At 37.9% G+C, this 26,096-nt stretch carries 23 protein-coding genes; 12 read left to right on the plus strand and 11 right to left on the minus strand.

Annotated elements, in window-relative coordinates:
- Both Q4489_RS15485 and Q4489_RS15490 read left to right on the plus strand, forming a co-directional pair.
- Window positions 1-1,379: transposase (locus tag Q4489_RS15485; RefSeq protein ID WP_303481988.1), on the plus strand; the 1,379-nt coding region annotated here is incomplete at its 5' end.
- A 218-nt stretch (window positions 1,380-1,597) separates the two neighbouring features.
- Window positions 1,598-2,467, plus strand: a complete 870-nt coding sequence (locus Q4489_RS15490) for a DUF2971 domain-containing protein (RefSeq protein WP_303481990.1) — start codon at window positions 1,598-1,600, stop codon at window positions 2,465-2,467.
- A 34-nt stretch (window positions 2,468-2,501) separates the two neighbouring features.
- Here Q4489_RS15490 and Q4489_RS15495 read toward each other — a convergent pair whose 3' ends face one another.
- Window positions 2,502-2,744: a type II toxin-antitoxin system ParD family antitoxin gene (locus tag Q4489_RS15495; RefSeq protein WP_303481992.1), complete on the minus strand. Its 243-nt coding sequence runs from the start codon at window positions 2,742-2,744 to the stop codon at window positions 2,502-2,504.
- 89 nt (window positions 2,745-2,833) lie between these two features.
- Between Q4489_RS15495 and Q4489_RS15500 the strand changes: the two genes are divergently transcribed.
- Complete coding sequence (locus tag Q4489_RS15500) at window positions 2,834-3,241, plus strand: GNAT family N-acetyltransferase (protein WP_303481993.1); 408 nt, start codon at window positions 2,834-2,836, stop codon at window positions 3,239-3,241.
- 433 nt (window positions 3,242-3,674) lie between these two features.
- Here Q4489_RS15500 and Q4489_RS15505 read toward each other — a convergent pair whose 3' ends face one another.
- Window positions 3,675-4,244 (minus strand): GNAT family N-acetyltransferase, encoded by a 570-nt coding sequence (locus tag Q4489_RS15505; protein ID WP_303481995.1) that lies wholly within the window; start codon window positions 4,242-4,244, stop codon window positions 3,675-3,677.
- A gap of 77 nt (window positions 4,245-4,321) precedes the next feature.
- Here Q4489_RS15505 and Q4489_RS15510 point away from each other — a divergent pair, with 77 nt between their 5' ends.
- Window positions 4,322-4,987, plus strand: coding sequence for an SDR family oxidoreductase (locus tag Q4489_RS15510; protein ID WP_303481998.1), 666 nt, complete (start codon window positions 4,322-4,324; stop codon window positions 4,985-4,987).
- Entirely contained in the window at window positions 4,987-5,343 is a 357-nt protein-coding gene (locus Q4489_RS15515; RefSeq protein ID WP_303482000.1) for an MGMT family protein, read from the plus strand. The genes Q4489_RS15510 and Q4489_RS15515 overlap by 1 nt, the downstream gene beginning before the upstream one ends.
- A 3-nt stretch (window positions 5,344-5,346) precedes the next feature.
- On the opposite strand, the gene Q4489_RS15520 is transcribed toward Q4489_RS15515, so the two are convergent.
- The gene (locus Q4489_RS15520; RefSeq protein WP_303482003.1) at window positions 5,347-6,135 is read right to left on the minus strand and encodes an SDR family oxidoreductase; all 789 of its coding nucleotides are present in this window, start codon (window positions 6,133-6,135) and stop codon (window positions 5,347-5,349) included.
- 102 nt (window positions 6,136-6,237) lie between these two features.
- Between Q4489_RS15520 and Q4489_RS15525 the strand changes: the two genes are divergently transcribed.
- The gene (locus tag Q4489_RS15525; protein WP_303482006.1) at window positions 6,238-7,023 is read left to right on the plus strand and encodes an alpha/beta fold hydrolase; all 786 of its coding nucleotides are present in this window, start codon (window positions 6,238-6,240) and stop codon (window positions 7,021-7,023) included.
- 39 nt (window positions 7,024-7,062) lie between these two features.
- Here Q4489_RS15525 and Q4489_RS15530 read toward each other — a convergent pair whose 3' ends face one another.
- The gene (locus Q4489_RS15530) at window positions 7,063-7,518 is read right to left on the minus strand and encodes an Hsp20 family protein (RefSeq protein WP_303482009.1); all 456 of its coding nucleotides are present in this window, start codon (window positions 7,516-7,518) and stop codon (window positions 7,063-7,065) included.
- Window positions 7,519-7,773: 255 nt separating this feature from the next.
- On the minus strand, window positions 7,774-8,394 hold the full coding sequence (gene tpx, locus Q4489_RS15535) for a thiol peroxidase (RefSeq protein WP_303482011.1): 621 nt from the start codon (window positions 8,392-8,394) through the stop codon (window positions 7,774-7,776).
- 173 nt (window positions 8,395-8,567) lie between these two features.
- Between tpx and Q4489_RS15540 the strand changes: the two genes are divergently transcribed.
- Both Q4489_RS15540 and Q4489_RS15545 read left to right on the plus strand, forming a co-directional pair.
- Complete coding sequence (locus Q4489_RS15540) at window positions 8,568-9,662, plus strand: response regulator (RefSeq protein WP_303482013.1); 1,095 nt, start codon at window positions 8,568-8,570, stop codon at window positions 9,660-9,662.
- A gap of 4 nt (window positions 9,663-9,666) precedes the next feature.
- Window positions 9,667-10,632, plus strand: a complete 966-nt coding sequence (locus Q4489_RS15545; RefSeq protein WP_303482015.1) for a diguanylate cyclase — start codon at window positions 9,667-9,669, stop codon at window positions 10,630-10,632.
- Between the two features lie 155 nt (window positions 10,633-10,787).
- Here the strand turns inward: Q4489_RS15545 and Q4489_RS15550 are convergent, their stop codons facing one another.
- Window positions 10,788-12,602: a M2 family metallopeptidase gene (locus Q4489_RS15550; RefSeq protein WP_303482018.1), complete on the minus strand. Its 1,815-nt coding sequence runs from the start codon at window positions 12,600-12,602 to the stop codon at window positions 10,788-10,790.
- A gap of 678 nt (window positions 12,603-13,280) precedes the next feature.
- Here Q4489_RS15550 and Q4489_RS15555 point away from each other — a divergent pair.
- From Q4489_RS15555 to Q4489_RS15570, 4 genes are all read left to right on the plus strand, one after another.
- Window positions 13,281-13,910 (plus strand): TetR/AcrR family transcriptional regulator, encoded by a 630-nt coding sequence (locus Q4489_RS15555; protein ID WP_303482020.1) that lies wholly within the window; start codon window positions 13,281-13,283, stop codon window positions 13,908-13,910.
- A gap of 70 nt (window positions 13,911-13,980) precedes the next feature.
- Complete coding sequence (nagZ, locus tag Q4489_RS15560) at window positions 13,981-15,012, plus strand: beta-N-acetylhexosaminidase (protein ID WP_303482023.1); 1,032 nt, start codon at window positions 13,981-13,983, stop codon at window positions 15,010-15,012.
- A 170-nt stretch (window positions 15,013-15,182) separates the two neighbouring features.
- On the plus strand, window positions 15,183-17,036 hold the full coding sequence (locus Q4489_RS15565) for a protein kinase (RefSeq protein WP_303482026.1): 1,854 nt from the start codon (window positions 15,183-15,185) through the stop codon (window positions 17,034-17,036).
- 20 nt (window positions 17,037-17,056) lie between these two features.
- Window positions 17,057-17,437, plus strand: coding sequence for a VOC family protein (locus Q4489_RS15570; RefSeq protein WP_303482029.1), 381 nt, complete (start codon window positions 17,057-17,059; stop codon window positions 17,435-17,437).
- A gap of 38 nt (window positions 17,438-17,475) precedes the next feature.
- On the opposite strand, the gene Q4489_RS15575 is transcribed toward Q4489_RS15570, so the two are convergent.
- The 5 genes from Q4489_RS15575 to Q4489_RS15595 form a co-directional block, all read right to left on the minus strand.
- Complete coding sequence (locus Q4489_RS15575) at window positions 17,476-17,934, minus strand: hypothetical protein (RefSeq protein WP_303482032.1); 459 nt, start codon at window positions 17,932-17,934, stop codon at window positions 17,476-17,478.
- Between the two features lie 354 nt (window positions 17,935-18,288).
- On the minus strand, window positions 18,289-19,854 hold the full coding sequence (locus Q4489_RS15580; RefSeq protein WP_303482033.1) for a hypothetical protein: 1,566 nt from the start codon (window positions 19,852-19,854) through the stop codon (window positions 18,289-18,291).
- A gap of 12 nt (window positions 19,855-19,866) precedes the next feature.
- Window positions 19,867-22,530, minus strand: coding sequence for a hypothetical protein (locus Q4489_RS15585; protein WP_303482036.1), 2,664 nt, complete (start codon window positions 22,528-22,530; stop codon window positions 19,867-19,869).
- A gap of 253 nt (window positions 22,531-22,783) precedes the next feature.
- A complete protein-coding gene (locus Q4489_RS15590; protein WP_303482038.1) occupies window positions 22,784-24,829 on the minus strand; it encodes a hypothetical protein in 2,046 nt (681 codons plus the stop codon).
- A 199-nt stretch (window positions 24,830-25,028) separates the two neighbouring features.
- Window positions 25,029-26,093: a patatin-like phospholipase family protein gene (locus Q4489_RS15595; RefSeq protein WP_303482041.1), complete on the minus strand. Its 1,065-nt coding sequence runs from the start codon at window positions 26,091-26,093 to the stop codon at window positions 25,029-25,031.
- Window positions 26,094-26,096 lie beyond the last annotated feature (3 nt).

Raw genomic sequence — 26,096 nt, forward strand, 5'->3', positions numbered from 1 at the left:
GCGGTGCAGCTGCCTATTCACCGTCTGTGATGCTAAAAATCATTCTCTTTGGTTACTCTCGTGGTTTTATCAGCAGTCGCCGTATTGCTAATGCATGTGAAACTAACATTACCTTCATGAGTTTATCGGGTGATGTGCAACCTCATTACACCTCAATAGCTTCGTTTGTTGCCCGAATGAAAGACCAGATAGAGCCGCTGTTTACCCAAGTGCTAATGATATGTGACAAAGAAGGTTTAATAGGCCGCAACATGTTTGCCATTGATGGCTGCAAGCTAAAATCAAATGCGAGCAAAGAGTGGAGCGGAACATTTACTGAACTAGCACGAAAAAAAGCGAAACTAGCGCGAGCAAGTAAACGTATTATCGAACGTCATCAATCTCAAGATAGCTTAAATGAAGCGCTAATAACACAGGACTTAAAGCAAAAAGAAAAGCTGGATAAAAGTGCTGAGAAAATCACCCGATTTCTAGCTACGCATCAAGAAAAAACAGGTAGCAAAGGCAAGCCTGTTAAAAGTAATATCACTGATCCAGACAGCGCTAAGATGACCACCTCAAAAGGTACCATTCAAGGTTACAACGGCATTGCAATTAACGATGATAAACATCAAATAATCTTACAAGCACAGGCGTGGGGCTCGGTTGGTGAGCAACAAACGTTACAGCCAGCGGTCATGCAATTAAAACAGCAGCTTGATAAACTTAATACTCAACAACAGACAAACGCGCAAACAATAAAGTTTACAGCAGACAGTGGCTTCAATAGTGAAGCGAATCTTGAGTTTATGGCACAAAGTGGTTTTGATACTTATATAGCAGACCATCAATTTAGAAAAAGAAATCCGCTCTTTAAAGAGAGTGAAACCTATGAAACGGAGCAGGAAAAGCGTCGATTTAAACGCAGTAAAGGCAAACCACGATTATTCACCTCAAGTGATTTTCATTATGATGAAGCAACGCAAACTTGCCGATGCCCAGCGGGAAATGACATGTGGTGCAGTGGGATAAATGTAAGTAACCATAGTCAACAATACACGCGATTCTGTGGTTACTTAAAGGACTGCAAGGTATGCTCTCTACAACAGCAGTGTATGCGTAAACCACCGAAGGATAGAGGAAGACAAGTTCAATTCAAAAATAAGGCGTCACGAAAAAAGCGAAGTTATGGTGACAAAATGAAAGTTAAGATAGATAGCCCAATAGGACGACGACAATACAGTAAGCGGTTAGGGACAATCGAGCCCGTATTTGGCAATATTACAATCAACAAAGGCATGAATAAGTTTACCTTACGAGGGCAAGAGAAAGTAAATACCCAATGGCAAATGTATTGCTTGGTTCACAATATTGAAAAACTAAGAAACCACCTACATTAAAGCTGATATTCAGTAAAACCCTCAGTAATAACACCTTAATTTCACTCAAAAATACATCAAATCAGACATATTGCAATTATCAGGTACAAAAAATAAAGATCGGCAAAAACGTAAACGTTTTTGATTGTTAAAAAGAATTAATGAAGTTAGAGTATTTGAATTAAAAAATAACAATAACGAGTTATTCTACAGGCTCGTTAGCTTTACAAGGATTACAGATGCTTTATCACTATACGAGTCTTGATGGACTAATTGGAATTATTAACGGCAATAGTGTTTGGGCTAGTCACTGTAAATACTTGAATGACTCTACTGAATATATTCATGCTCTAAATGCTCCAATTTCATTATCTAATAACATCTATATGGATGATGATTATTTATCGCCATTCGGATTTTCTATTCGTAAAGCTTTAGACGACATGAAACATAATGATGTTTATGTTTCATCGTTCAGCGAAAAACCTGATTTATTAAGTCAGTGGAGAGGTTATTGCCCACCTGGAAGAGGGGTTTGTATTGGCTTTAAACGTGAAATTTTAGAAGCGTTTTGTAAAGATAATGGCTTAAATTTGAATAAGTGTATATACAATGAGAGTGAACAGTTTCAAAAGATGAGCGCGTTGATACAACAATGCCAAGCTGAATTTCCTAAGCCTGCCGTTAGTAGAGAAGATTATGATGCTTTTGATAGCAAAGGCAGAGTAGATCATGAGTTAAATTATCAGCAATATGTCACAAAAGGTGATGGAAAAAATCAAGCAGATGCCGCTTTAAATAATTTATGTAATTCAATAACTAAGTTAGCTCCTTTATTTAAAGACGTTGGTTTTCATGAAGAATCTGAATGGAGAATTACCGCTGAAAATCCTACTTGTTCAATCAATTTTCGAGCAGGAATTAGTCATTTGATTCCATATATTACATTACCTATTTTGAGTTTCTCTAAAGAGGCTATTGGTGAAGTTATTATTGGCCCTAACGCAAGTTCACATAATTGCTCTAATTCAGTGTCTATGTTGCTAAAATCAGCTGGTTTCAGTGATGTTAATGTTAGAACATCAAAAATCCCATTCAAGAGTTGGTAAAGCTAACAACACGTCCTGAGGTGGACAGCAAGCATTAAACCTTGCTTTCCACTGCAAATTTCAACAACGGTGAACCTTTATTTTTCAACGCTTCTAGATAGGTTGACTCATCATACGCTGTATTTGTTTTCCAGCACCTAAATAATATCCTTATCCACTTAAATGCTAATGTTCTTAATCTAGCTCTAATAACTTCACTTGCCGAGCCATAACGACCAGTGTTAAGTTGTTGGTTTATAAGATGAACACCCAGTGTAACACTTGTATTTTTAGCCATAATTCAAAACCCGAAGAGTACCCATATATAATATATTGTGATATAAAAAAATAACAAGTCACTAATAGGCGCTAGGTATTTATTCAAGTATGACGATAATTTCTAATTTTACTGCTAATCAAATGAAGCAAGTCCATCAATTGTATAAAGAAGTCTGGTGGGGTAAAGAACGCTCACTCGAAGATACAGTAAATTGCATTCAAGGCTCTCAAATTTGTATTGGCATTCTCGATGACGATGATAGTTTAATAGGCTTTACTCGTGTGATTAGTGATTTTATATATAAAGCAATTATCTTTGATGTCATTGTAAGTAAAGCTCATCGTGGTAATGGTTTAGGGCAAAAGCTAATGACTTTAGTTAAAAAGCATAAGAAACTACAAAAGGTAAAACACTTTGAGTTATATTGCTTACCTGAAATGGAAGCATTTTATTCAAGTTTCGGTTTTACAACGGATGTAGGTGGTATTAAACTTATGCGGTGTACTAATGCCTAGTATAAATGAACCTCTGCTCGTCAATGGTCAATAGAGTTTTCTTAACTGTTGTTAGGCAGCTAATTGTTTCTAATCAGCAAAACCTATTACTTCGCTATGTCGTTAAGCCGTTTAAATCGTTTACGATAAACGCATATTGAGGCTCTCTTAGTGTGCTCTCATCACTTCCTGAAGCAGTCTATCCTTAGGTTGTTCAGGGGCACTAGACTTTCGTCGCTTAACCTTAATCTGTCACCACTCAAGCAAATTATTTATACAGCGTTGATCGTTCAGTATATGACGAAGATAAAAAGTACAAACTGTGGCATTACGGTTATAAAATTAGAGTTGCTTCAGTAGTCGGTCTTAGTACTCATATGGGGGATAAATTGTTAATGTAGATACGACAATATCGCTTGTTAATTATACCGTCAGCCTTTTTGGATAATCACACTTATTCAGTTTTAGTAATGTGTTCGCTAGCAAGCAGTGCGTAAATAAATTCATCATGCCATTGATTATTGAGTAAAGTATGAGCACGAAAGTGTGCCTCTTTCTGCATACCGAGTTTTTCCATGACTTTCCAACTACCAATATTTTTGGCGTAACAATAGGCGACAACTTTATGAACGCCAACCTGTTGAAAGAGAAATTCTATCAGGCAACAACCAACCTCTGGAATAATGCCCTTTCCTTGGTGTTTTTCTAATAGTAAATAACCTATTTCAGCACGCCGCTGCGCTAAGTCTTCAATACGAAAACCGAGACTGCCAACAGCAGATTGTGATATTTTTTCTGTAATTTTAAAGGTCAACCAATGATCTTCCTCGCGTTGCCAAGGCTTGATTCTTTGTGAAAACTTTTCAGCTAATGCTTGTGGTTCAAGTATTGGCCCTATGTACTGCATTAATCTTGGATCAGTTTGTAACTGTTGAAACAGATTAAAATCATCTGAAGTCATTAAGGCTAGGTCAAAACGCGCTGTTTGAAGCGTGGTTAGCTGTTGGATCCGATCAATACTCATAAACTATCCTTGAATAATGTTTAGCGTGTTGCCATATAGTACATAAGGTTTCATTAATAACAAACAGAGGAAGTGAAATGAAAAACACTGTAGTAATTACTGGCGCTAACCGTGGAATTGGACTTGCCATGGCGACGATTTTCGCAGAACAGGGTGATAACGTTATCGCATTATGTCGTCAAAGCTCAGCGGCGTTAGATGCGTTAAATGTCAAGGTAGTCAATGGGGTTGATGTTGCCACCGAGCAAGGCTTAACAGTGATGGCTGAGGCATTATCTAACGAGAGTATTAACGTATTAATTTGCAATGCGGGTATTCTAAGAGACGAACAATTAGGTCAATTAAACACAGCCACAATAAAAGAGCAGTTTGATGTTAATGCATTAGCGCCGCTATTAGTTGTGGAACGTTTACTGCCTCAGTTAGTTACCGGTAGTAAAATAGCGATGATCACTTCTAGAATGGGCTCTATCGCGGATAATGGTTCAGGTGGTCGTTATGGCTATCGTATGTCAAAGGCTGCTTTAAATGCGGCGTCAATGTCGTTATCGAAAGACCTAGCTCCTCAAGATATCTCTGTTGGTGTATATCATCCTGGTTTTGTTCAAACTGAAATGGTCAATATGGGCGGTGATATTAGTGCTAATGAAGCCGCTGGTCGTATCGTTAAGTTAATAGAGCAACAATCAATGGCTGAAACAGGCGTGTTTAAACATTCAAATGGCGAAGTATTACCCTGGTAATGGTTAACATCGGCAATTACCAACGAATTTGGCAAACGGTTCAATTCATTCCGGTTGGTAAAGTGGCGACCTATGGACAAATTGCTGATTTAGCTGGCTTACCAGGCCGCGCGAGATTAGTGGGTAAAGCGCTTGGTTATGTACCTGATAGCGGTTGGCAAAATAAAGCTGTTCCTTGGTTTCGTGTGATTAACGCACAAGGGAGAATATCGTTACCGTCCGGCAGCGAAGGGTTTGAACGGCAAAAAGCGTTGCTACAAGAAGAACAAATTGTGGTAGTAGGGGCTAAGATCAGTCTTAAAGAGTTTCAATGGCAGCCTGATCTTAGCGAGTTACTATTTACCTTACCTTTTTAGCGATTACAGGCTAGATGTTCTACCACCATCGACGGGTAAATTAATACCAGTAATGTAACCCGCGCTAGGCGATGCTAAAAATGCCGCTGCAGCGGCAAATTCTTCAGGTTGCGCAAATCGTCTCATTGGGATGTGAGATTTTTCATTTTCGGTAGCTTGCTCAATACTAATGTTTTGCTTTGCTGCTTTACCTTCGATAATCGCGTCTAATCTGGCAGTGGCTGTTGCGCCTGGCAACACGTTGTTTACTGTAATACCAAACGGCCCTAATTCATTGGCTAAGGTTTTAGCCCAACTTGCTACTGCACCACGTATTGTATTGGAAACACCTAAGTTTGGTAATGGTTGTTTTACTGATGTTGAAATAACGTTAATTATTCGTCCATAACCTGTTTTTTTCATGTGTGGAATAACGGCCTGTACTAAATGGTGGTTTGACACCAAATGTAATTGAAAGGCATCAATAAACGCTTGCGCGTCAGCGGTATTCGCAGGTCCTGGCGCTGGTCCGCCAGTATTATTAATGAGAATATCAATGCCGCCATGCTTTTCTATATTTGCTATAACAGCATCTTTCACTTGTTCAGGCTGAGAAAAATCAGCAACTAATACATGATGTTGTTGGCCTTGACTAGTGTCTAATAACGCCAACACCGTATTGAGTGATTGTTCATTACGTGCAAATAAGGTGACGTTAGCACCCAGTGATGCTAGTTCGATTGCACATGCTTTTCCAATACCTTGGCTGCTACCGCACACTAGTGCGCTTTTGTTGGTTAATGTTATATTCATGCTTCTCTTTATTTCTTGCTTTCGACCTAGTTATTTAATCATATCTCTTGTTAAAATGTGCAAAATTTTACGATGTTGATATGAAAAGGTAGTGTTTCAGATATGCAAGGTATCAAAGTATTAGGACAAGGTCCTGCGATTGTTTTATTGCATAGTTCACTCAGTAGTAGTAAGCAATGGTTACCATTATGTTTTCAATTGCAAGATAGCTTTACCTTGATTAATGTTGATTTACTTGGTTATGGTGATGCTGACTTACCTGAAGATCTCCTTAGTTATACCTTCGAAGATGAGCTAACCCGCATTGATCAGTGTTTACTTCAAGAAAATATTCAAACGCCCATTCATCTTGTTGGTCATTCGTGTGGTGGGGCAATTGCATTAGCTTGGGCGATGCAACACAAGGAGCGAGTAGCCAGTTTATCTTTATTTGAACCGGTTGCCTTTCATTTACTTGAACAGGAACAAGCTCAGTATTTTCAGCAAGTGAGTGAGTTTTCACAGCAATTACGCCAATTAGAAAGTACAGAGGCAGCAGCGGCATTTGTTAATTTTTGGAATGGCGAACAGTTTTTTCAACACTTACCGGTAAAAGTTCAACAACAAATGGCAGTTGCGATGCCTAAGGTTCATGCAGATTTTCAAGGAATATTAGATCAAAGGTATCAGCTGACAGACTTGAGTCAGTTATTATGTCCGTGTTTATTAGTGATAGGGGAACAAACCAGACCTTTGAGTAAAGTATTAAGTCAGTTAATTGCTAAGCATCTTTCTAATGCTCATGTGCAGTACGTTGAACATGGTCATATGGCGCCAGTTTCTCATCCACAAGAGACGGTAACCTTGTTCAGCCAATTTTTAAATCAACAAAAAAAGCCCGGTGAATAACCGGGCAAAAAATAAGGGAGAAAATCAGTTTAGCTTATGTTAATTCGAGTTGTCATTTAATAAGCTTTTACCATTAATGGCGATTTTTCGTGGTTTTAACGCTTCTGGAATTTCACGCTGTAAATCAACGTGCAGTAAGCCATTTTCCATAAAGGCACCAACCACCTTAACATGGTCGCCTAATTGAAATTTTCGTTCAAAATTTCGTTCTGCAATGCCTTGATGTAAAAATTTTCTGTCAGTTTTATCTGCTTCACCTGCTTTAGTGCCAGTAATGACCAAGTTGTTGTGTTCAGATTGTATCGCTAGCTCTTCTTCAGCGAAACCTGCAACAGCCATGGTAATTCTGTATTGATCTTCAGCAAGTAATTCAATGTTATAAGGGGGATAAGACGATTGTTTATCAGCACGAGATGCTTTGTCTAATAATCCAGCTAAGTGATCGAAACCGATAAATGAACGGTAAAGTGGGCTAAAATCTGTTGTTGTACGCATAATTCATATCCTCTGTTAAGCAATATGTTAATAAATAAAGTTGTGCGTTGAATGTCGCTCGAGGTTCTCGCCGCGTATTTCATCGTACTCGCATAACTTTTATAAAGTGCCTTTCAATAGTGAACAGGCGGTTAATTGTAGCCCCTTTCAGCGACTACAATTAATAGATAGGGTTAATATGCTTTTATTCAAGGATAAAATTTAAATTTTTGTTTTTTTATTTCTTAATTCACTGAAAATAAAGTTAAAAAGTTTTTATTTTTTTTCATCTGCCATTTTTACGGCTGCTAATGCGCTGAGTGCTGCATCGTAATCAGGGTGTTGTGAAATATCTGCAACAAGCTCTTTATAAGTGACTTTACCGGTAGCATCAATGACGAATATTGCGCGTGTTAATAACCCCATATCTTTGATCAGTAGGCCATATTTTTTACCAAAATCGCGCCAAACACTGTCTGATAATACTTGTAGCTGTTCGATATTTTCATTTTTGCAAAAGCGCTTCTGTGCATAAGGTAAATCATTACTAATAGTCAGCAAAGTTAAGTTGTCGCCTAATTTGGCCGCTTCTTCATTGAATCGCTTAGTTTGAACAGAACAAACGCCAGTATCTAAACTCGGTACCACAGAGATTAACACGGGCATATTTGAAAAATCACTAAGAGAAACCGGTGAAAACATCTCATCAACCACTTTAAATTGAGGTGCTTGATCACCAACAGCTACTTGATTACCCATTAAAGTAATGTACTTATCACCCGCCTTAACAAGATCATAAGATTCTGGTAGCGGATCCGAGACTGGTTCATTGGCTAAACTTGGCAGCGATAGGCTGATGAGAATCGCGAAAATACTTGAATAAGTTGTTTGTTTCATGTGATGTAATAAATTTTTTAAGAGTTGAAGATAAAATAGTACCTCTGACAAAAATAAATTGCGAATAAATAGTGTTTTTATCGATTTATAACTATTGTTATATTTGAGAAGGCTTTAAAATAGCCGAAAATGTTTTTTTATTAATATTATCTTTGTGTTAGACGAGTTTTTCTATGCCAACACCTTTGTTGATTTGTGACGATTCAAATATGGCGCGAAAACAGGTCGCGAGGTCTTTGCCTGATGGTTGGGATGTCGAGATCAGTTTCGCAACTAATGGCTTGGAGGCCATCGAGTTAATTAAAGCAGGCAAAGGAGATGTGCTATTTTTAGATTTAAATATGCCAGAAATGGACGGCTATCAAGTACTAGAGGCTATTGTACAACAAGACTTACCAACAATGGTGATTGTGATATCTGGTGATATTCAACCTGAAGCGCACCAACGAGTCACTAGTTTAGGGGCGTTAGATTTTATACAAAAGCCTGTAAACAAGGAAAAATTAACCGATATACTAGCGGCTTTTGGTGTGTTTAATGCTGATGTTCAACAAAGCGAAGCAGACAAACCTTCGGTAATTGAACCTAGTGAGCCATTAACTTTAACACCATTGAACGTAGCTACCTCGTTTCCTGAAACGGCTGACGTTGAGTCTTCATCTCAATTACCACCGTTAGAAGGTGATATTCGCGATTGTTACCAAGAAATTGCCAATGTCGCGATGGGGCAAGCTGGTGATTTATTAGCACGTTTACTTGATGTATTCGTGGTGTTACCTATTCCAAATGTTAATTTAATTGAGGTGAGTGAGTTGTCAATGGCACTATCAGCCATTGAAGCACATGAAAGTACTTCGGGAATTTGCCAAGGGTTTATTGGCGCAGGTATCTCTGGCGAAGCGTTGCTTATTTTAAATGATTCAAGTTTTAAAGATGTAGCGGATTTAATGAATTATCAATATGAAGTTGATGATACAACCGAGCTTGAATTGCTGATGGATTTGGCAAATGTGTTGATTGGCGCGTGTTTGAAAGGGGTTTCAGAACAGTTAGATATGCCTTTTAGTCAGGGGCATCCGGTTGTATTGGGTCAACATCGTAAAATATCGGAATTAATTGCTACTAACTCAACAAAATGGCGAAGAACGTTAGCAATAGAAATAAGCTATGGAATTGAAAATTATCCAATAAAATGTGATCTATTGTTATTGTTTACCGAAGACTCTATGAACACATTAAATAATAAAATTGCCTACCTGTTGGATTAAAAACATGTCGTTAGAAACTGAGCAAATAAATGAATTACACTGGTTAATGGAAATGCTACATACCATAGATGTAGGTTTGGTTGTGCTTGATCGAAAATACCAGATACAAATTTGGAATGGTTTTATGGAGAATCATAGCGGGTTATTACCAAGAGAAGTGAAAGGTAAAACGCTTTTTTCATTATTTGAAGAAATTCCAGAAGAGTGGTTTGTGCGCAAATCAGAATCAGTATTTATGCTTAAAAATAAAGCGTTTACCATTTGGGAACAACGTCCTTATTTATTTAAGTTTCAAAACTATCGACCAATTACCGGTACAGCTGATTATATGTACCAAAACACCACTTTTATTCCCTTAATGTCGTCAACGGGTGAAGTTACCCACTTATGTTTAATTGTTTATGATGTCACTGATAATGCAGTGCATAAACAAGATCTTGAGCAAGCGAATGCCGAGTTAGCAATCTTAAGTCAAACAGACGGCTTAACCAAATTGTTTAATCGTACGCATTGGGAACGATGCTTAGAAGCTGAATATAAACGTTGGACGCGTAGCCAGCACGCAAGCAGTTTAGTGATGATCGATATTGATCATTTTAAAGATGTTAACGACAATTATGGACACATGGTAGGTGATGACGTGATCCGTCATTTGTCTAGTGTGATTCGAAAACATGTACGAGAAACGGATGTTTCAGGTCGATATGGTGGAGAAGAATTCGCGATTTTACTGTCAGATACCTCTGTTGAAAATGCGCAAATCTTTGCGGAACGCTTACGTGCAGAAATTGAAGATGCGCTAGTGCAACATAATGATATTGATGTTAAATATACAATTAGTTTAGGACTGGCAGAAATCGATCCTAGTATTAAAAATTATGAGGCCTGGATAGAATGCGCTGATGCGGCATTATATCGCGCAAAAGAGTCAGGTAGAAATAAGGTCGTGTTACACCCTAAACAGACATAACGAACTAATTAAAGGGGTCAGGTACATTACATGAAACTATCATTAGTTCAGGTAAATCTCTTTTAATCATAACCAACTTGTATAGTCGGTGCTACAAACAGCCATTAAAAAGGCGCCTTATAATAGGCGCCTTTCTAGAAACCATTTTTTATAGGCTATATACCGCAGCTTTTACCTTGGTTTTTCTTCTTCAACCATTTATGTAACGGTGCAAAATAATCTAAGATCGCTGTAGCATCCATTTGTTCGCTACCTGTTAGCACCTTATAAGCTTGCTGCCATGGTTTGCTTTTACCCATTTCTAACACTTCATTCAGCGCTTTACCAGCGGCTTTGTTATTGTAAATTGAACAACGGTGAATGGGGTCTGTGTTACCCGCAATTTCACATAAGGCTTTATGAAATTCAAATTGCTGAATATGTGCTAAGAAATAGCGAGAATATGGCACACCACCTGGTACATGATATTTCGCGCCTGGATCGAATGCATTCGCTGGGCGTTCTACAGGGGCTGCGATACCTTGATATTTTTCACGTAGTTCCCACCATGCCGTATTGTAATTTTCAGGGGTAATTTCACCCGAATATACTTTCCAACGCCATTGGTCAACTAATAAACCAAAAGGAATAAATGCCACTTTATCGAGCGCCATTTTCATTAATAATCCAATGTCTTTTGATTCGTCAGGAATTGAATCAATTAAGCCAATTTCTTTAAGGTATTTAGGCGTAACAGAGAGTGCGATAGTATCGCCAATTGCTTCATGAAAACCATCATTCGCACTTCCTTGATATAGCGTCGGTTGGTTTTTGTAGGCGCGTTGATAAAAGTTATGTCCTAATTCATGATGAATTACATTGAATTCTTCACCGGTTTTTTGAATACACATTTTAATGCGAATATCATCTTTAGCGTCTAAATTCCATGCGGATGCATGACACACTACGTCACGATCTTTGGGTTTAGTAAATAAAGAGCGTTGCCAAAATGTTTCCGGTAATGGTTCAAACCCTAATGAGGTAAAAAAGTGCTCAGCACCTTCTACCATTTTTATTTCATCATATTGGTGCGCGGCAAGTTGTTTAGTAACATCATAACCAGGATCAGCATTTTCTGGTGCAACGACATCATAAATATTGCCCCATGTTTGCGCCCACATGTTACCGAGTAAATGTGCCGGTATTGGCTCGTCGCTTGGTACTCTATCTTCACCGTATTGTTCAGCTAGTTTATCTTTTACATAACAGTGCAAATCTTCATATAAAGGTTTTACTTGCAACCATAAACGATCTAGTTCTTTGGCGAAATCATCGGCCGGCATATCATAATTTGACCGCCACATTGTGCCTAAGTCGCGGTAGCCTAAACCTTTTGCGCCTTCATTTGCCAGTGCTGATTGTTCGGTAAATAAAGGCTTCATTTCTGGACTGACTTCACGCCAACCTTGCCACATTTCTAATAGTTCGTCGTAGTCCCTGGAGGTAGCCATTGTTGATGTCATGTCACCTAAACTCAGCGTTTCACCAGAATTAGTCGTATAGCTGCCTCGACCATACATACTATTAAGTTGTGAACCTAAGGTCGCCAGTCTAGCTGATTTTTCAGCATCTTGCGGTGCTGGCATGACTAGGCTTTGTTTTAAAATATTCAGTTTTCTGCGTTGATCATCTGTTACTTCAACATCATCAAATTTTGCCGCTTCCATGGCAAAGCGTACACCGGCCTCTGTTGATTTTTGATCTGCATTTGCTGCAAGTGCATTAGTATCATGGGTAATAAAGTTGGCATTTATCCATGCTGCTCGAGCGCCGGCTAAATTTAATGTTATTAGCTCCTGTTCAACATTATTGAGAAATCGTTCTGCATCTTGTTGAGTTAGTGAAGTTGTGGTTGCGGGTGTAGTGTTGCAGCCAACCATGGTTGCTGCGACACATAGGGCAATGAAAGATTTTTTTAATTGTTTTTTCATGATGCTACTTGTAAACCTATTGTAAATTTAATGTCAGTATAAAAGAATATATTTATGTTTAATAGCTCATTAAAAAAGTAATAGTTATTAACTAAAAGTGCAATGCTCTCTGCTTGTTTTATATATAAATACAGGTAAATAGAAGAATTAATACATTGACAAAAAAAAGCCCGACTAATGCCGGGCTATTAAAATTCATGAAACTTAGAACACTCTTACGACCAACACATTCCCAGTATTGAACAATACATTCACAAGAGTTGATTAAATAATAACCTAAATATATCTTAGGATCTTTAGCTATTTTAAAAAAATTTGTAATTGCTTATTTCTTAAGTAAATTTGATGTGTTTACTGCTTATAAACTAAGAATACATACACATTACTATATGTGATATTTTCTTTTCATTTTACTGAGATATTTCATATTTTTTATTAAAGGCCGTATATTTGAGATCTCAATAACCTATATTGTATATGCTCACGATTAAAGGTTTAACTATATATAAAACAAATAAATGAATACTTTACCGTATGTAAGAACAACTCTTTATTTTGAGAGCCACTGTTTTAGTCTTTGAGGTATCAATATTCATAGCTTGAACTTTCGCTTATTGCGTTATTTTAAACGCTTGTTTAAACTGTGGGGTAATTGAGCAGTAAAATGTGGTGATTTCCATGGATACTAAAAATAAAATACTTGATGCCGCTGAAACATTATTTGCCGATAAAGGCTTTAATGGCACATCGTTACGCGAGATCACAAGTTTAGCTGATGTAAATCTAGCTGCGGTTAATTATCATTTTGGGTCAAAAAAAGAACTTATTAAAGCGGTTATGTCTCGGTACATGAATGAATTAGCACCGCGTTTAGAAAACTCCTTAGTATTGGTTTGTCAACAAGAGCAGCAGCCTTCGTTACTTGAAGTATTCTCTGCGTTTATCGAGCCATTATTATCGTTAAATGTTTTTCGTGAAAATGGTACAAGTAATTTCTTACAGCTTTTAGGACGAGGTTATACCGATAGCCAAGGTTTTTTACGCTGGTTTTTAACCACCCAGTACCCAGGGGTTATCACGCACTTTGTCGAAGCAGTTCAGCGAGCCTTCCCTGAGCTTACTGCTGAAGATATCTTTTGGCGGTTACATTTCACCATGGGAACTGTCATTTTTACCATGTCATCAAGTGATGCGTTAATTGATATCGCTGAGAATGATTTTGATCAGTCATTAGATATTGGTGATGTTATTCGTAAAGTTATTCCATTTGTTTCTGCTGGTGTTGGTGCACCACTCCAAGTTAAGTAGGGTTATCAAGTAATTTAACTTTTGCAATGTTGCAATATTAGGTACAGTAAGCCGATTATTGTTTAGATAAATGGCTATTATGGGTCCGATCATGATGGACGTGCATGGCACGTCGTTAACTGAGCAAGATAAAGAGCTTGTTCAGCACCCACTTGTTGGTGGGTTAATCCTCTTTTCTCGAAACTTTGAGTCTGTTCAACAAATACGTGAATTAATTTCTCATATCAGACATACAGCCAATAAACCGTTATTGATCGGTGTTGATCATGAGGGAGGGCGTGTACAACGATTTAGAGACGGTTTTTCACAAATACCTGCCATGGGCCACTTGATTGAATACGCGAATAATAATGTAGCACAAGCCCAGCAATATGCGAGAAACGCAGGTGCGTTAATGGCGCTGGAAGTACAAGGCGTAGGTATTGATATTAGTTTTGCGCCTGTTTTAGATGTTAACGGAGTCAGTGAGGTTATTGGTCAACGTGCTTTTTCTCAAAACATCGAACAAATTGCGCCGTTAGCTAACGCTTTTATTCAAGGAATGAAATCTGCCGGCATGAAATGTACGGCTAAACATTTTCCTGGTCATGGAAGTGTACAAGCAGATTCACATATTGCCATGCCAGTTGATACGCGCTCATTTGCAGAAATCTCTCAACATGATTTACTGCCGTTTCGACAGTTAATGATTGAAAACATGATAGATGCAGTAATGCCTGCACATGTTATTTACCCTGATGTAGATGATAAATCAGTGGGTTTTTCAACGATATGGCTTAAGCAAATATTACGTCAATCGTTAAGCTTTTCTGGTGCCATATTTAGTGATGATTTATCGATGCATGGTGCGTCTTCCATCGGTGGGTATGTAGAACGAGCAGAAGCGGCACAAGAAGCAGGGTGCGATATGCTGTTATTGTGTAACAATCGAGAAGCATGCATTGATGTGATTGATAACGCGAATATCTCAATTCGCCAACAAAGCAAAGCACGATTAACTGCGATGTTAGCAACAAAGCCGATGAATTGGCAACAAATGCAAGCAAGCCAAGTGTGGCAACAGCTAACTGAATTGAATAATGTACTTTTAGAAAATAGCTAAGTTGATAAAAAAAAGCCTTGGCAAATAACCAAGGCAGGAACAATGCAAACTAACGTGTTTGTTTACTAGAGAGAGCACTTAACAGCGAGCACTGCTGATTAAGTAAGGTCATGTTACCGTGGGTTTATGACAGAAAAATGACGAACTTGTATTGATACGAATTATTTAACATGAATGTTCAAAGCGGGTATTTTGTGGCAGAGAAAAAACTACAACATTTTTATATTGCCGAAGAGCAGTCAATATATTTGCTAAGTCATAAAGATGCCACCAAATTAAAACAGTGGGTAGAGCTTTGTGAACGACAGCTTTCATTGCTTGGCTTTGAAGATATAGAGTTGATAGGTAAAGGTGCTTATGGTTTTGTATTTGCTGGAAAAAATGAAGCAGGTGTTGAACAAGTATTTAAATTTTCTCGCATTAATCTACCGCAACACGTACAAGACAGGCTAGCCGAAGAAGCTGAAATACAGCGAGAGCTGACGCACAACCGTATCCCTAAAATAATTGAATATTATAAAATTAAACGGCAATCGATCGTGCATATGGAAAGAGCGCCTGGCATCGATTTAGAACGCTTGTCGCATCAAGTTGGGCCGCTAGCGCCTGAATTAATTGTGAATATCGCACTGCAATTGGCCGATATTTTATTATATTTACGAACGGTTAAGTTTCACAGTAAAGGTAAGCCTTATGTTCACGGCGATATTAAACCGTCAAACCTTGTGTACCATCAAGATGATAACAAATTATATTTAGTTGACTGGGGCTCTGCTGTAGTGGCTCAACTTGACATTAATGGACAAACAACCGCTAACAATATCATGGATTTGATGAGCAGTGACTTGCAAAATTCTAATGCAAGGCTAGGCGATGTGTATTTTATTGGGCCAGAACAAATTAATGGCGAAATGTCATCTCCTCGATTTGATGAACAAGGCATGGCCGCAACGTTATATGCGCTAGCGTCAGGACAATCATGTCGTTATGGGCATCAAATGATAAAGCCGACTTCTCTTGGCTTACCAAAAATGTTAGCGCAAATTATTGAAGCGATGTTAAGTGATGATAGAAAAACTCGCGAACAAGCAGGCGATTATTTTTTCAAACACCTTTCATTACTTCGAAATACAGTGCTAGCAGAAACGCCAACATGGCCGGTGATAAAGCCACTTATTCCCGTGTGGTGTAAACCTCGAACACGAGAGATTGATACAGTAGTGTATGGATCTCGTAAATCATTTTTGCGTGAAGAAAGTGATGAAGCTTCCTTAGAAAATATAAATGATGCTCAATTAGAAAAGTACTATAAAAATTATTTAATGGGCATGGGCGATACAGAAAAAGCGTTTATTGCCGCGGTGAGTCGTTTGGGTAACTTCCCTGTGGTTGGGGGCTTGGCGATCCGCTGGGAAAAAGAAGGTGTGTATATAGATTCAAATTTAACCTTGTTTGATGAGCGCTTAAAAACATCATTTCAAAGTGCAGTAAATAATATGATTTATTTAGCCCAAGGTATTTTTCGTACTGGTGTATTTAAGAGTTGTTTGTTTAATGCTCGAAATACACTACACGTTGAGCGCGAAACTATCGAACAACCTTTTATTGCACTACCAGAGCAAGTTATACCGTTTGATATCAGTGATGTGCCGGAACAAGATGATGAATCAAAATTACATTCGTATTTTGAGGATGGCAAAGATCCTGATGAATATCTTTATTTGCCTGACGAGATGATGGAAGTCTTATCAACATTAAACTTAATTCACCATACCGGATGCATTATATTTGAAGTGTTAGAAACGCATTTAAAAATTCATAGCTATTTAATGCTATTAAATCATGAGCAAGAAGCAGAGTTTTCAAAGTTATTAGCTAAACTATTAGCATTGTTACCTACAATCACAGGGTTGGGAATTTCTGGTTTTATGAAACTTCCCTACAAAGACACACGGTTTTTTGAGCATATTAATCGGTTACCGGAGAAATATTATCCAATAAATCCGAAGTCTCATGACATATAAATAGAACAAGGGGTTATAAAATGAAAGCAAATACTGGTGAAATGGCATGGTTAGATTTATCGGTGCAAAATGCTACAGAGGTAAAAGATTTTTATCAGAACGTGATTGGCTGGCAAACGAATGAGGTATCGATGGGCGACTATCAAGATTATGCCATGCTAACTCCAGGCAGTGGGGATGCTGTTGCCGGTATTTGTCATGCTAAAGGTTGTAATATTGATTTACCAGCCGCATGGTTGCCATATTTTTTAGTAGCAGACATAGAACAGGCTGTAACAGCAACAAAGGAAAAAGGTGGAGAGCTAATCACTGATATTAAATCAATGGGTCAAGATAAGTACGCGGTAATAAAAGATCCAGCTGGCGCCGTTTGTGCGATTTATCAAAAATCATCTCAATAAAATCCCCCGACTAATCTAGCTATGATGCATAGAACATATTAACAATCATTAATGTGTTCTTGCTGATGCTCTTGTAACACCTGTTTAAAACTATTTTCAAGGTAGTTTATGGCTGCATAAATCTTTTCAGACGATAATTCTGCATGGTTGTGTGAGCGTAAATCCGTATCTATCTGTGTTAAAAGGTGGTCAATATAGGTGTTGTAATTGTTGCTTAAATGAAAAAAGGTATAGCGCAGATACTCATTTACCGCTTTGTCGATAACACTAATAAGTAAGCTGCATAGTTGAGGCTGCGTAAGGTGACTATCAAGCATCAGTAACGCGTTGATTTCATTGTACAGTTGATTAATATAAAGGCGTCGTTGTTTTAACACTGACGTTAGTAAAGAAACGTTAGTTTTTTGATATAAGCTTTTATCGTCAGGGTGTGCCGCTATTGAAATTTTCTCATGAAAGTAACAGGTTAAATAACACCGTATTTTTTTGGTGATCAATCGTTTAACCCTTGAACGAGTGAACTGTTTTTTAATGCAATAAAGTAACCTGAGTTCATCGTAATTTTTATGATGAAAGGAATGGAAATTAATCCAAGTTTTATCGGTTGTATTAATATAATTTTCCACAATTTCAATACTTAATGAAAGTGTGCTGTTATTTTCTTTATGCTTGTTAAATGAACTGTTTAGATGTGAACAATTCATCAACAATTTTTTTGAAAATGCGTGTTTGTTTTTGACTACTTTGGAGAAAGGCGATGCCAATGAAAAATATTTCACTGGCAACTCTGTTCGATAAAAAATGCTGACTAAGAGGTTTTTCATCGATAAATAACAAGTAATTAATCGTGGCTAACGGCTAAATTGAAGATTATAACTATTTCGATGTTGTTGATAAGCCAACATTTGCTGCTCTAGTTTTTGGATCACATCACTATCACAACGATGCTGTTTCATCGCTTCACTTAAGCCCATAGTCACATCGAATAAGTTTATCCTAGGGTACTTATTTATCGCACCAGACAACATATCAGCAATTTGTACCCGAGCTTGAGTATCTTTATTGATATCAGCAAAGTTAACATGTGGATACAAACGTCGTGGAATATAAATCGTATCAGTTTTACTCGGTAACCTTTCTGTGCGAACTAAGGTACCAAAGCCATTGCGATATTCTTTTTGCCTTTCAGTTGTCAAGGTAACCACTGCTGGATTTTCCCCTAAGCAACTCGGGAAGTAATGCTGATAATAGGTTGCATACGTGCCCAGTAATCGACCAACAAAATGGTATGCTTTCCATGAATTAGCTATATCTTGGTTGAGTTGTTTTTCACTTCCATAAAGGTCACCAAACATTTTCGCCATTTCGGCATTTGCTTCACCCATCCAACCAAGGCGGTACGGAGCGCTTGATTGGTATTCTATGTCCATCACTAAGTTGAAATCATTGTCATATAAAGCGGTTAAATAACTGCAGCCTTTATACCCACTAAAAGGGCTGTCGGTACGGCATTTACGCAGTTTTTCGACTTCTTGTTCAAATAGCTTTTGTTTTTCGGCATTAGCGTTAGCTTGTGCAATTTGTTGTTGACGTTTAGCTTCTTCTCTAGCGCGTTTTTCTGCGACAAGCTGTTTTTGGTAAACAGCATTGACCTGTTCATTCACTGATTGAGTGATTTTCTGTAATGAAACAATCGAACTCGCTGGGTTTCGACTGTAATGTTTGGCGCAAGATTTAGATTTTTGTAGCAGCTTTGTCGATTGTTCTTTTAAAGAGGTTATCCATGGCGTCATTTTTTCGGCATTTTTGATGCTTGCGAATGACCCTTGAGATAATGATTGGCTAAATTGTTGGGTATCATTACTTAAGGCACAACTTTTTAAACAACTGTCTTTAAACAAAGAGTTATGACACACGTTACCTAACGCTGATAGCGATGGTACCAATGAATTAAGTACTTGTGCATATTGGCTTGGGGCACTTACCGTGTTGACCTTTGGCTTGCCTGGCGCTGGTAACTTACCTTCATGCAAACTTTTTAACAACAGCGCAAAAGGTTTAAATTCGGCAGGGAAATTATTACGCCATTGTTGATTACAGCTAATAGTGTCACGAGCTAACTGTTTAACGCTGTTCTTGATTGAAGGCTTGTTTGCCTGTCTATTTATTTGAGCCGAAAGTGTATGTACTCTTTTGTATAATCCTCCACAAGCTGATTTACAATGGAAAGCTTGTGCTGGGTTTGTAAATCGTGACGCACATATTTGCTCAAGCTTGCCAGCCAATATTTGAGCATTGCCTACATCTATTTGGTTGCTAGCCGTTAATACAGGAAATTCATCCGCATTATTTGCTGGTATATATAACAAGATATTGAAGGCGAAAATTGTATACAGCATTTTTTTTATGTTAATCATTGTTCTTTCCCTTTAGCTACAACTCTTAATTGCAGTTTGCCTAATTTCGTTTTTTTGGCGGTTATTTGCACTTCCTGATTTTTTGATAATATTTGCTATTGCGTTGCCGTATGATTTGGCAAAACAACTGCAGTTTAAACCCTTAAATGCGCCTGATTTTTGCATCGATGTACATTGTTTAGCTTGTGTGTCGGCAATTGCTTTTTCATCAGCGCATTGGCGAAAAGCGTTACTTTGTGCAAATTTATACTCATTTACAACAGGTGCTTTTTGTATTTGTTTTTCATAAGCGCTTGCCGCACATTCACAATTGTATGTACTAGCGGTGCCATTACGCATGCAGCGGCCTAAATAATCTAATCGGTATGCGTTGCTTGAAACTTTACGTGGTTTTATTATGTTTTGTTTTTCTGCAGGTTGAACTGGTTCGCCTGAAAGGCGCGATGCTAATTGGCGTTCTTTTTCAGCTTGCGCACGTTTAGCTAACAGTGCTTGCATCGCTGCTTTATTGTCAAAGTCAATATTAGTCAATGTATTAAATGCCTGCTTAGTTAATGCGATAAAGTGCTCGTTAATCGTGTTGTCACTTAATTTGTGGTTGTCGCGCTCATTTTTTAGCATATGCAAAACGCGTTGCATGCCATATAGGTCTAGATAATCAAAACCTAAAAATTGGACATAGTCATTGTAAATGGCACCATGGGTGCTAAGCATTAGATTACCTTGTTTTATCACTTTCTCAACAACGTTATTTCCCATCGATTTTGCAGTATCTAAATCTTCAAAATTAGTTTTTGCTATTGCTGGAAATATGTCTGCGCATTGGTTTATTGCAGCCGTTGCTTTCAAAAATGTTTGGTAGCTTGTGTTAGCCGGCGCGTTGAACAATTCACTTGCTAAAGAAGCTCCTTGCTCACAAGTGACAATGTTTTTAAGTAGGGTTGCTTGATAAAACATTGGTTTTCCTGTTCTTGGATCATTACCGGCTGTTCCTGCTTTTTGGATGAAACCGTATATGTTGCCAGGTGGTTGATGAATATTACTTTCAATTAACTTGTCAGGAAATTTCCCCATCATTTCTTGTTGTAATTTACTGCTTTTTTCTGCAGCAGTTAACACTTTTAACGCCCCTTTTATTTCTTGTTGGTGCTGTTTTATCCATGGTGATAATGTTTGTTCTACAAACGTTAAATATTGTGTTTGTTTTTCGTTGCCTTTAGCTGTTTGATTTAATTTATGTTGCTTATTATTGGCGTATGCCGACCAGTTAGGTAACCATTGTTCTGGTGTCATTACTCTATCTGGAGGGCAATCTCGGCAAGTGGCACGGCCGCTTAATGGTGCTTGAGATACGTTATTTTTCTGCCATTCATTGAATTGCTTAGCAGAATTAACTGATGCCACCTTGCTGGTGATCTCATTGTGTAATTCGTTAAAGCACAAACGATGTAAGTAAGCGGATTTTAATTGATAATTCAGCGCAAATGATTTTTGATTGTTCGGAATTAGCCAAGGTGAATCTTGGTTAAATGTCGTTAAATAGTTCATATCGCATGGTTGAGTTAAAGCAGCGATAAATTCAGCTTGGCTGCCATACTCACTAAATTGCAGTGCTTTTCTTTCCCAACTATTTGAATCTATTTTGTTTTTTAATTTTTCCAGTTTGTTCATCGAGGCTTTAATTTGGTCAAGTTTAAAACCGTTTTTGTTGACACTTGATTGAATTTTTTTAAATTCATCTGTATTGGTAAAAAGTTTTTGGGCCTCAGAGAATGTAAGGTTTTCAATCGCGTTAACTGCAACCACTTGCTTAACTTTATCACCAATGGTGACTTCTTCTTCTACGAGTAGCTCATCTAAATTTAAACTTGCAGCTTCTTTTACAGGCCATTTTCCTGCTTTTATTTCTTGGCCAGCGGCAATTAATGTAGTGACAATTTCGGGTGTTGTTTGTGATTCATTAAGATAAGCATTGAAATAATGAATGCAACCGCCAGCTTGTCCAGTTAATTGCCCTTCAATAGTCATCAATAAACCGCGTAAACTACCTTGGGCAGTAATATTTTGTAAACCTTGGGCTGATTTCGCTTTTTGTTGTGCAGTTGACACGCTGTCAAAATTATTGGCTAATTTAGTTGATGTTTCTTTGCATTGCGATTGACAAATCTTAACCAATCCAGGGCTTTTCATATAAGATTCACAATGAGCGGATAAATGGCTGTATAAGGCTTTTACTTTATTTGGGGCAAGGTGTCCTGCTTGGTCATGAATAGAAAGATCGACCTTAGGCAAGGGAGCTGATTTAACCGATTGTTGATTGCTCGTGGCTGCTTGCTCAGCGTTAACGATCAAATTAAGGTTACTATCAACCATCATTAAACTCATATAGATACTGGAATGCGCGGATGAATTTTTGGAACTATCGTTTGCAAAAGCATCGCGGCACGCTTTTACTCCCTGTTTAACTTTTGGAATATTCCCATTTAAGTTAGCCATATTCTTTAGAGTTTCAGCTTGAGTTGCGCATGTTTTTTCACAGCTTCCCTGGCAAATTTTACTTGCTTGTTGCAAGGCGTTTATCACGTCTTGCCTATTTTTTGGAATATTTATTGCGCTTGCTGTAATGCTAATAAGTAAGGCTGAAATTAACCAACCCATAATGAGAAAACGTACCATGTTTATTGTCCTTTAAACTTTCATATGTTTTGATTATTACATGTAAAAATGCAATTAAAATAAGTAGGTAAGCTTAACTGCCGTTAACTACAGTTAAATGACGTAAGTAAATTCATAGATAGCACCAACTAACAAAAATTGATGACCGCGAATATATGTTAAAGGGTGTATTAGTAAATGCCTGAATACCGTTATATAAACTTGCGAGTACCCATCATAATTATGATGAGTACAAAATTCGTTGTATTATCGATTAACTCGCAAGTGGCGCTAAAATTGGATCTTTAACAAAGCCTGGGCACATGCCAGCTATTTGTTTATAGATTGGACGCGCAGGTTCAAATTCACCGAGCATGACATATGCGAGCATTAAGCGAACTAATGCATTTGGTATTGTTGCCTTACTTGCAACTTCATTAAGTTCAGTTAACAATTGTTGCTTCGTTGGCTGCTCGATACGATGTTGATCAATATAGGCATCAGCAACTTTGATATAAACGAGTTGTACTTCGGTATTTCCTGGAGATTTTCCAGCTATACGTAACCTTTCAGCAATTTGTAACGCCTTCGCAAAGCTTTCATGAGCCACGGTATAATTACCATCAGCCTGATAAGCTAGCGCTTTAGTGATCCAAGGGTCAAAATGGCCATCAACCTGTTCTAATGCTAACAGTGCCATACCACGCTCGGCATATTGAACCGCTTTTTGAGTATCACCTAAAAATTGAAATAACGACGCGAGCTGATGTTCGATAATCCAGCTAGGATCTCGTTCAAGATTGTTTACCTTTAAGAACGCTTCTTTTGCCTGTTCCATATTGCCTTGACAAAAGTACATGGTTCCTAGGTTATTTAAATTATTAAAGTTTTCGTCTTTTTCAACACTATTATGTAAGGTTGCAATAGCTTCAACAGGTTTACCTAAGCGATAGAGTAAATGTGATTTTATAAAGTATCCTCGCCAGCTTTCAGGTTCTTGATCAATAGCGTGGTTAATAATATCTATCGCTTCATTATAAAGTTCAGGTTTTTTTTGTGTTGCAGCTTGTTTTTGCAATACTTTAAACTGGCCATATAAGGCATCAGTGTAGCCAGGGTTTATTGCTAATATTTCTTGGTGATAGGCCATAGACTGTTCAAGTTTACCTTTCGCGCGACTATAATTTGCCATGCCTTGTAAAGATTCTTCTAAGGGCGCAAGGTTTAACGCTTGTCGACAAGTAGATTCGGTTTCATCAAGCATTTTAATATCACTAGATAAACTCGCTTTGCGTAATAGAGTTGTACAAAGTGCGCCATGAGCACGGGCAAACGTTGAGTCAATGCGTATCGCTCTTTGTAAACGCGTTTCTGCACGAGATAAATTTGCTAAGGTGTTTTCTTGATTTAAATACTGCATCGCGAGTATAAATTGCTCTACAGCCTCGTTTTCTAACGTTAGTCCTTTTGCTACGGGCACCGTACCTGTTTGCAAAAATGAGGATAATGATTGAAAAATTCTTTCTGTTAACGCGCTAAGGTGTTTATCTACTGAGGCTGTTAAAAGTGCATCGTTATAAAGTACGATTCGTTGATGCTGATCTAATATATAAACGGTAATATGGCTAAAACGCTCAAGCGTGTTAATTTTCCAAGTAATTACATAATCGGCTTCTAATGACTTGCTCCAGTCTAATTGATCAAGTTGCATAACAGACTCGGACCAATTTTTAACTAATTTAACCGTTGATGGCAGTTTTTGTGACAGCGAATGCGTAATTGAGGTATTAATTGGGGTTCGCGAATTTATTATGGCCAATTTAAACGCATTGATGCTTGCCATAGTGCTTTGTTGCTCGGTATTTTGTGAAGGGGTTGATGAGTTAACAAAACGATAACTCGTTACAACTATTGCTAATACGAGAATAAAAATGAACGCTAAACGTCGCCAATTTGGCTTTGTTTCAGCACTTGCTTCAGATGGTTGTTTAGCTATTGTGTTTCCAGGTGGTTGTATTGGTTGAGTTGTTTGTTCAGCAGTAGGCTCTTCAGTATCTTCACTGGTTAAATACAACTGGTATGCTGGTACGCAAAGGGCTTCGGCAATGCGTTCTAATGATATTGGCTCTACGGGAAGTTGTCGAAATGCTCGGTTAACCATGTCTTTCGGTGGAGTTGCAAGGCCTTCTTGTTCGGCTATTTTTCTCGCTAAAGCGGTTTGAGTTTTTAGCCCAACAGCTAGCATAGCTGCATCAAGCTTTTGCCGTGATGCCTTAATTCCACGCTTACGTGATTGGTTATTGTCTTTTTTTATTACCATCGACGTTCAGTTTTATGCTTTTTAATTATCATGCACAGTGGTTAAAATTAAGTCAATGATAATATGTGGATTTATCTCAACCAGCATTAAATAAATCGATGTGAGCGGCTCCTTTATATCTCCCTATTTAAATAAATGATTTCATCTTGCGTTTGCCTGCTTAGCAACAAGGTGTTAGCTGAAAAGAAGCGTGACGCCTTTAGCCAACAATATGTTTTTCAAGCGGTTTAATCGTATTGATATCAGGGGAGCGAACAAATTGCGCAAAACTTTCGGCAAGTTGCTCTGAATGCGACAAAACGGTTTGCCAATAAGCTATTCTTGCCTGTGGTTCCATGGTGGTAAAGTCTTTACGATCCGGTATCTTTTTAAAAGGTAAACTGTTGATAAATTTAGTTGAAGGACAAAGCATAACAACATTCTCATAGTGTTTTATTGAGACCTGACGTTTTGAGGTTTTATCGAACCAACCAGGTTTTGGTTGATTAGTAAAATGAGGATATAAAATCAGCCCATTATTATTGGGTAATTCAACGTCAAAGTGATAATCTATGAGCCCGCCATCTCGATACATGCCCTTAGGCGCCTGCTCGATAAATTTCACCCCCTGCATCACCAGCGGGATAGAGCCAGAAGCTAATAAAGCTTGCTTATAATTCACCGAGTTTAAACTGATATATTGATTATTGAAGCGGTATTTATCTGAAACTTTTAACGGGCTATTAGGCGCATGGAAGACAAAACGTTGGTATTGTTTTGCGAGTAAATCACGACTAACGCGGTTTAGTAATATACTGCCAATTAAGCCAAATATTTGCGGGATTTTGTGATCGTAGCTAGTTAATCCACGACATTTAGCCACGATAAAATGTGGTTTGAATACAGGGTGATTAAGTGATTCTTCGATACCTTTTTCAGAAAAAACCGCATCGAGTAATGCTTTTGCTTTATCTGTTACTTCAACTGCATCAGCGTTTTTAGAATAAACCGTTTCACTATAAATTTCTGCTAATGCTGTTATGGCAGTTACCGGATCATTTTGACTTAATGCGGCAAAGCGGAAAGCGCCAGCGGAAGAGCCAACTAAATTGATCGTTTGTGTCGTGTTTTTAAAAAATTCACCAAAGATAAACTTATCTAACCCGAATAAGGTAAACCATTTAGGACCACCACTTGCTCCGTACATTGCACTAAATAATTCAGGGGTAAAACCATTTTCATTTATTTGTTTTAAGGCGTTTTTGCCAGCGTAAATCGTTAACATGCT

Source organism: Thalassotalea sp. 1_MG-2023 (assembly GCF_030546745.1).
Taxonomy (GTDB): domain Bacteria; phylum Pseudomonadota; class Gammaproteobacteria; order Enterobacterales; family Alteromonadaceae; genus Thalassotalea_C.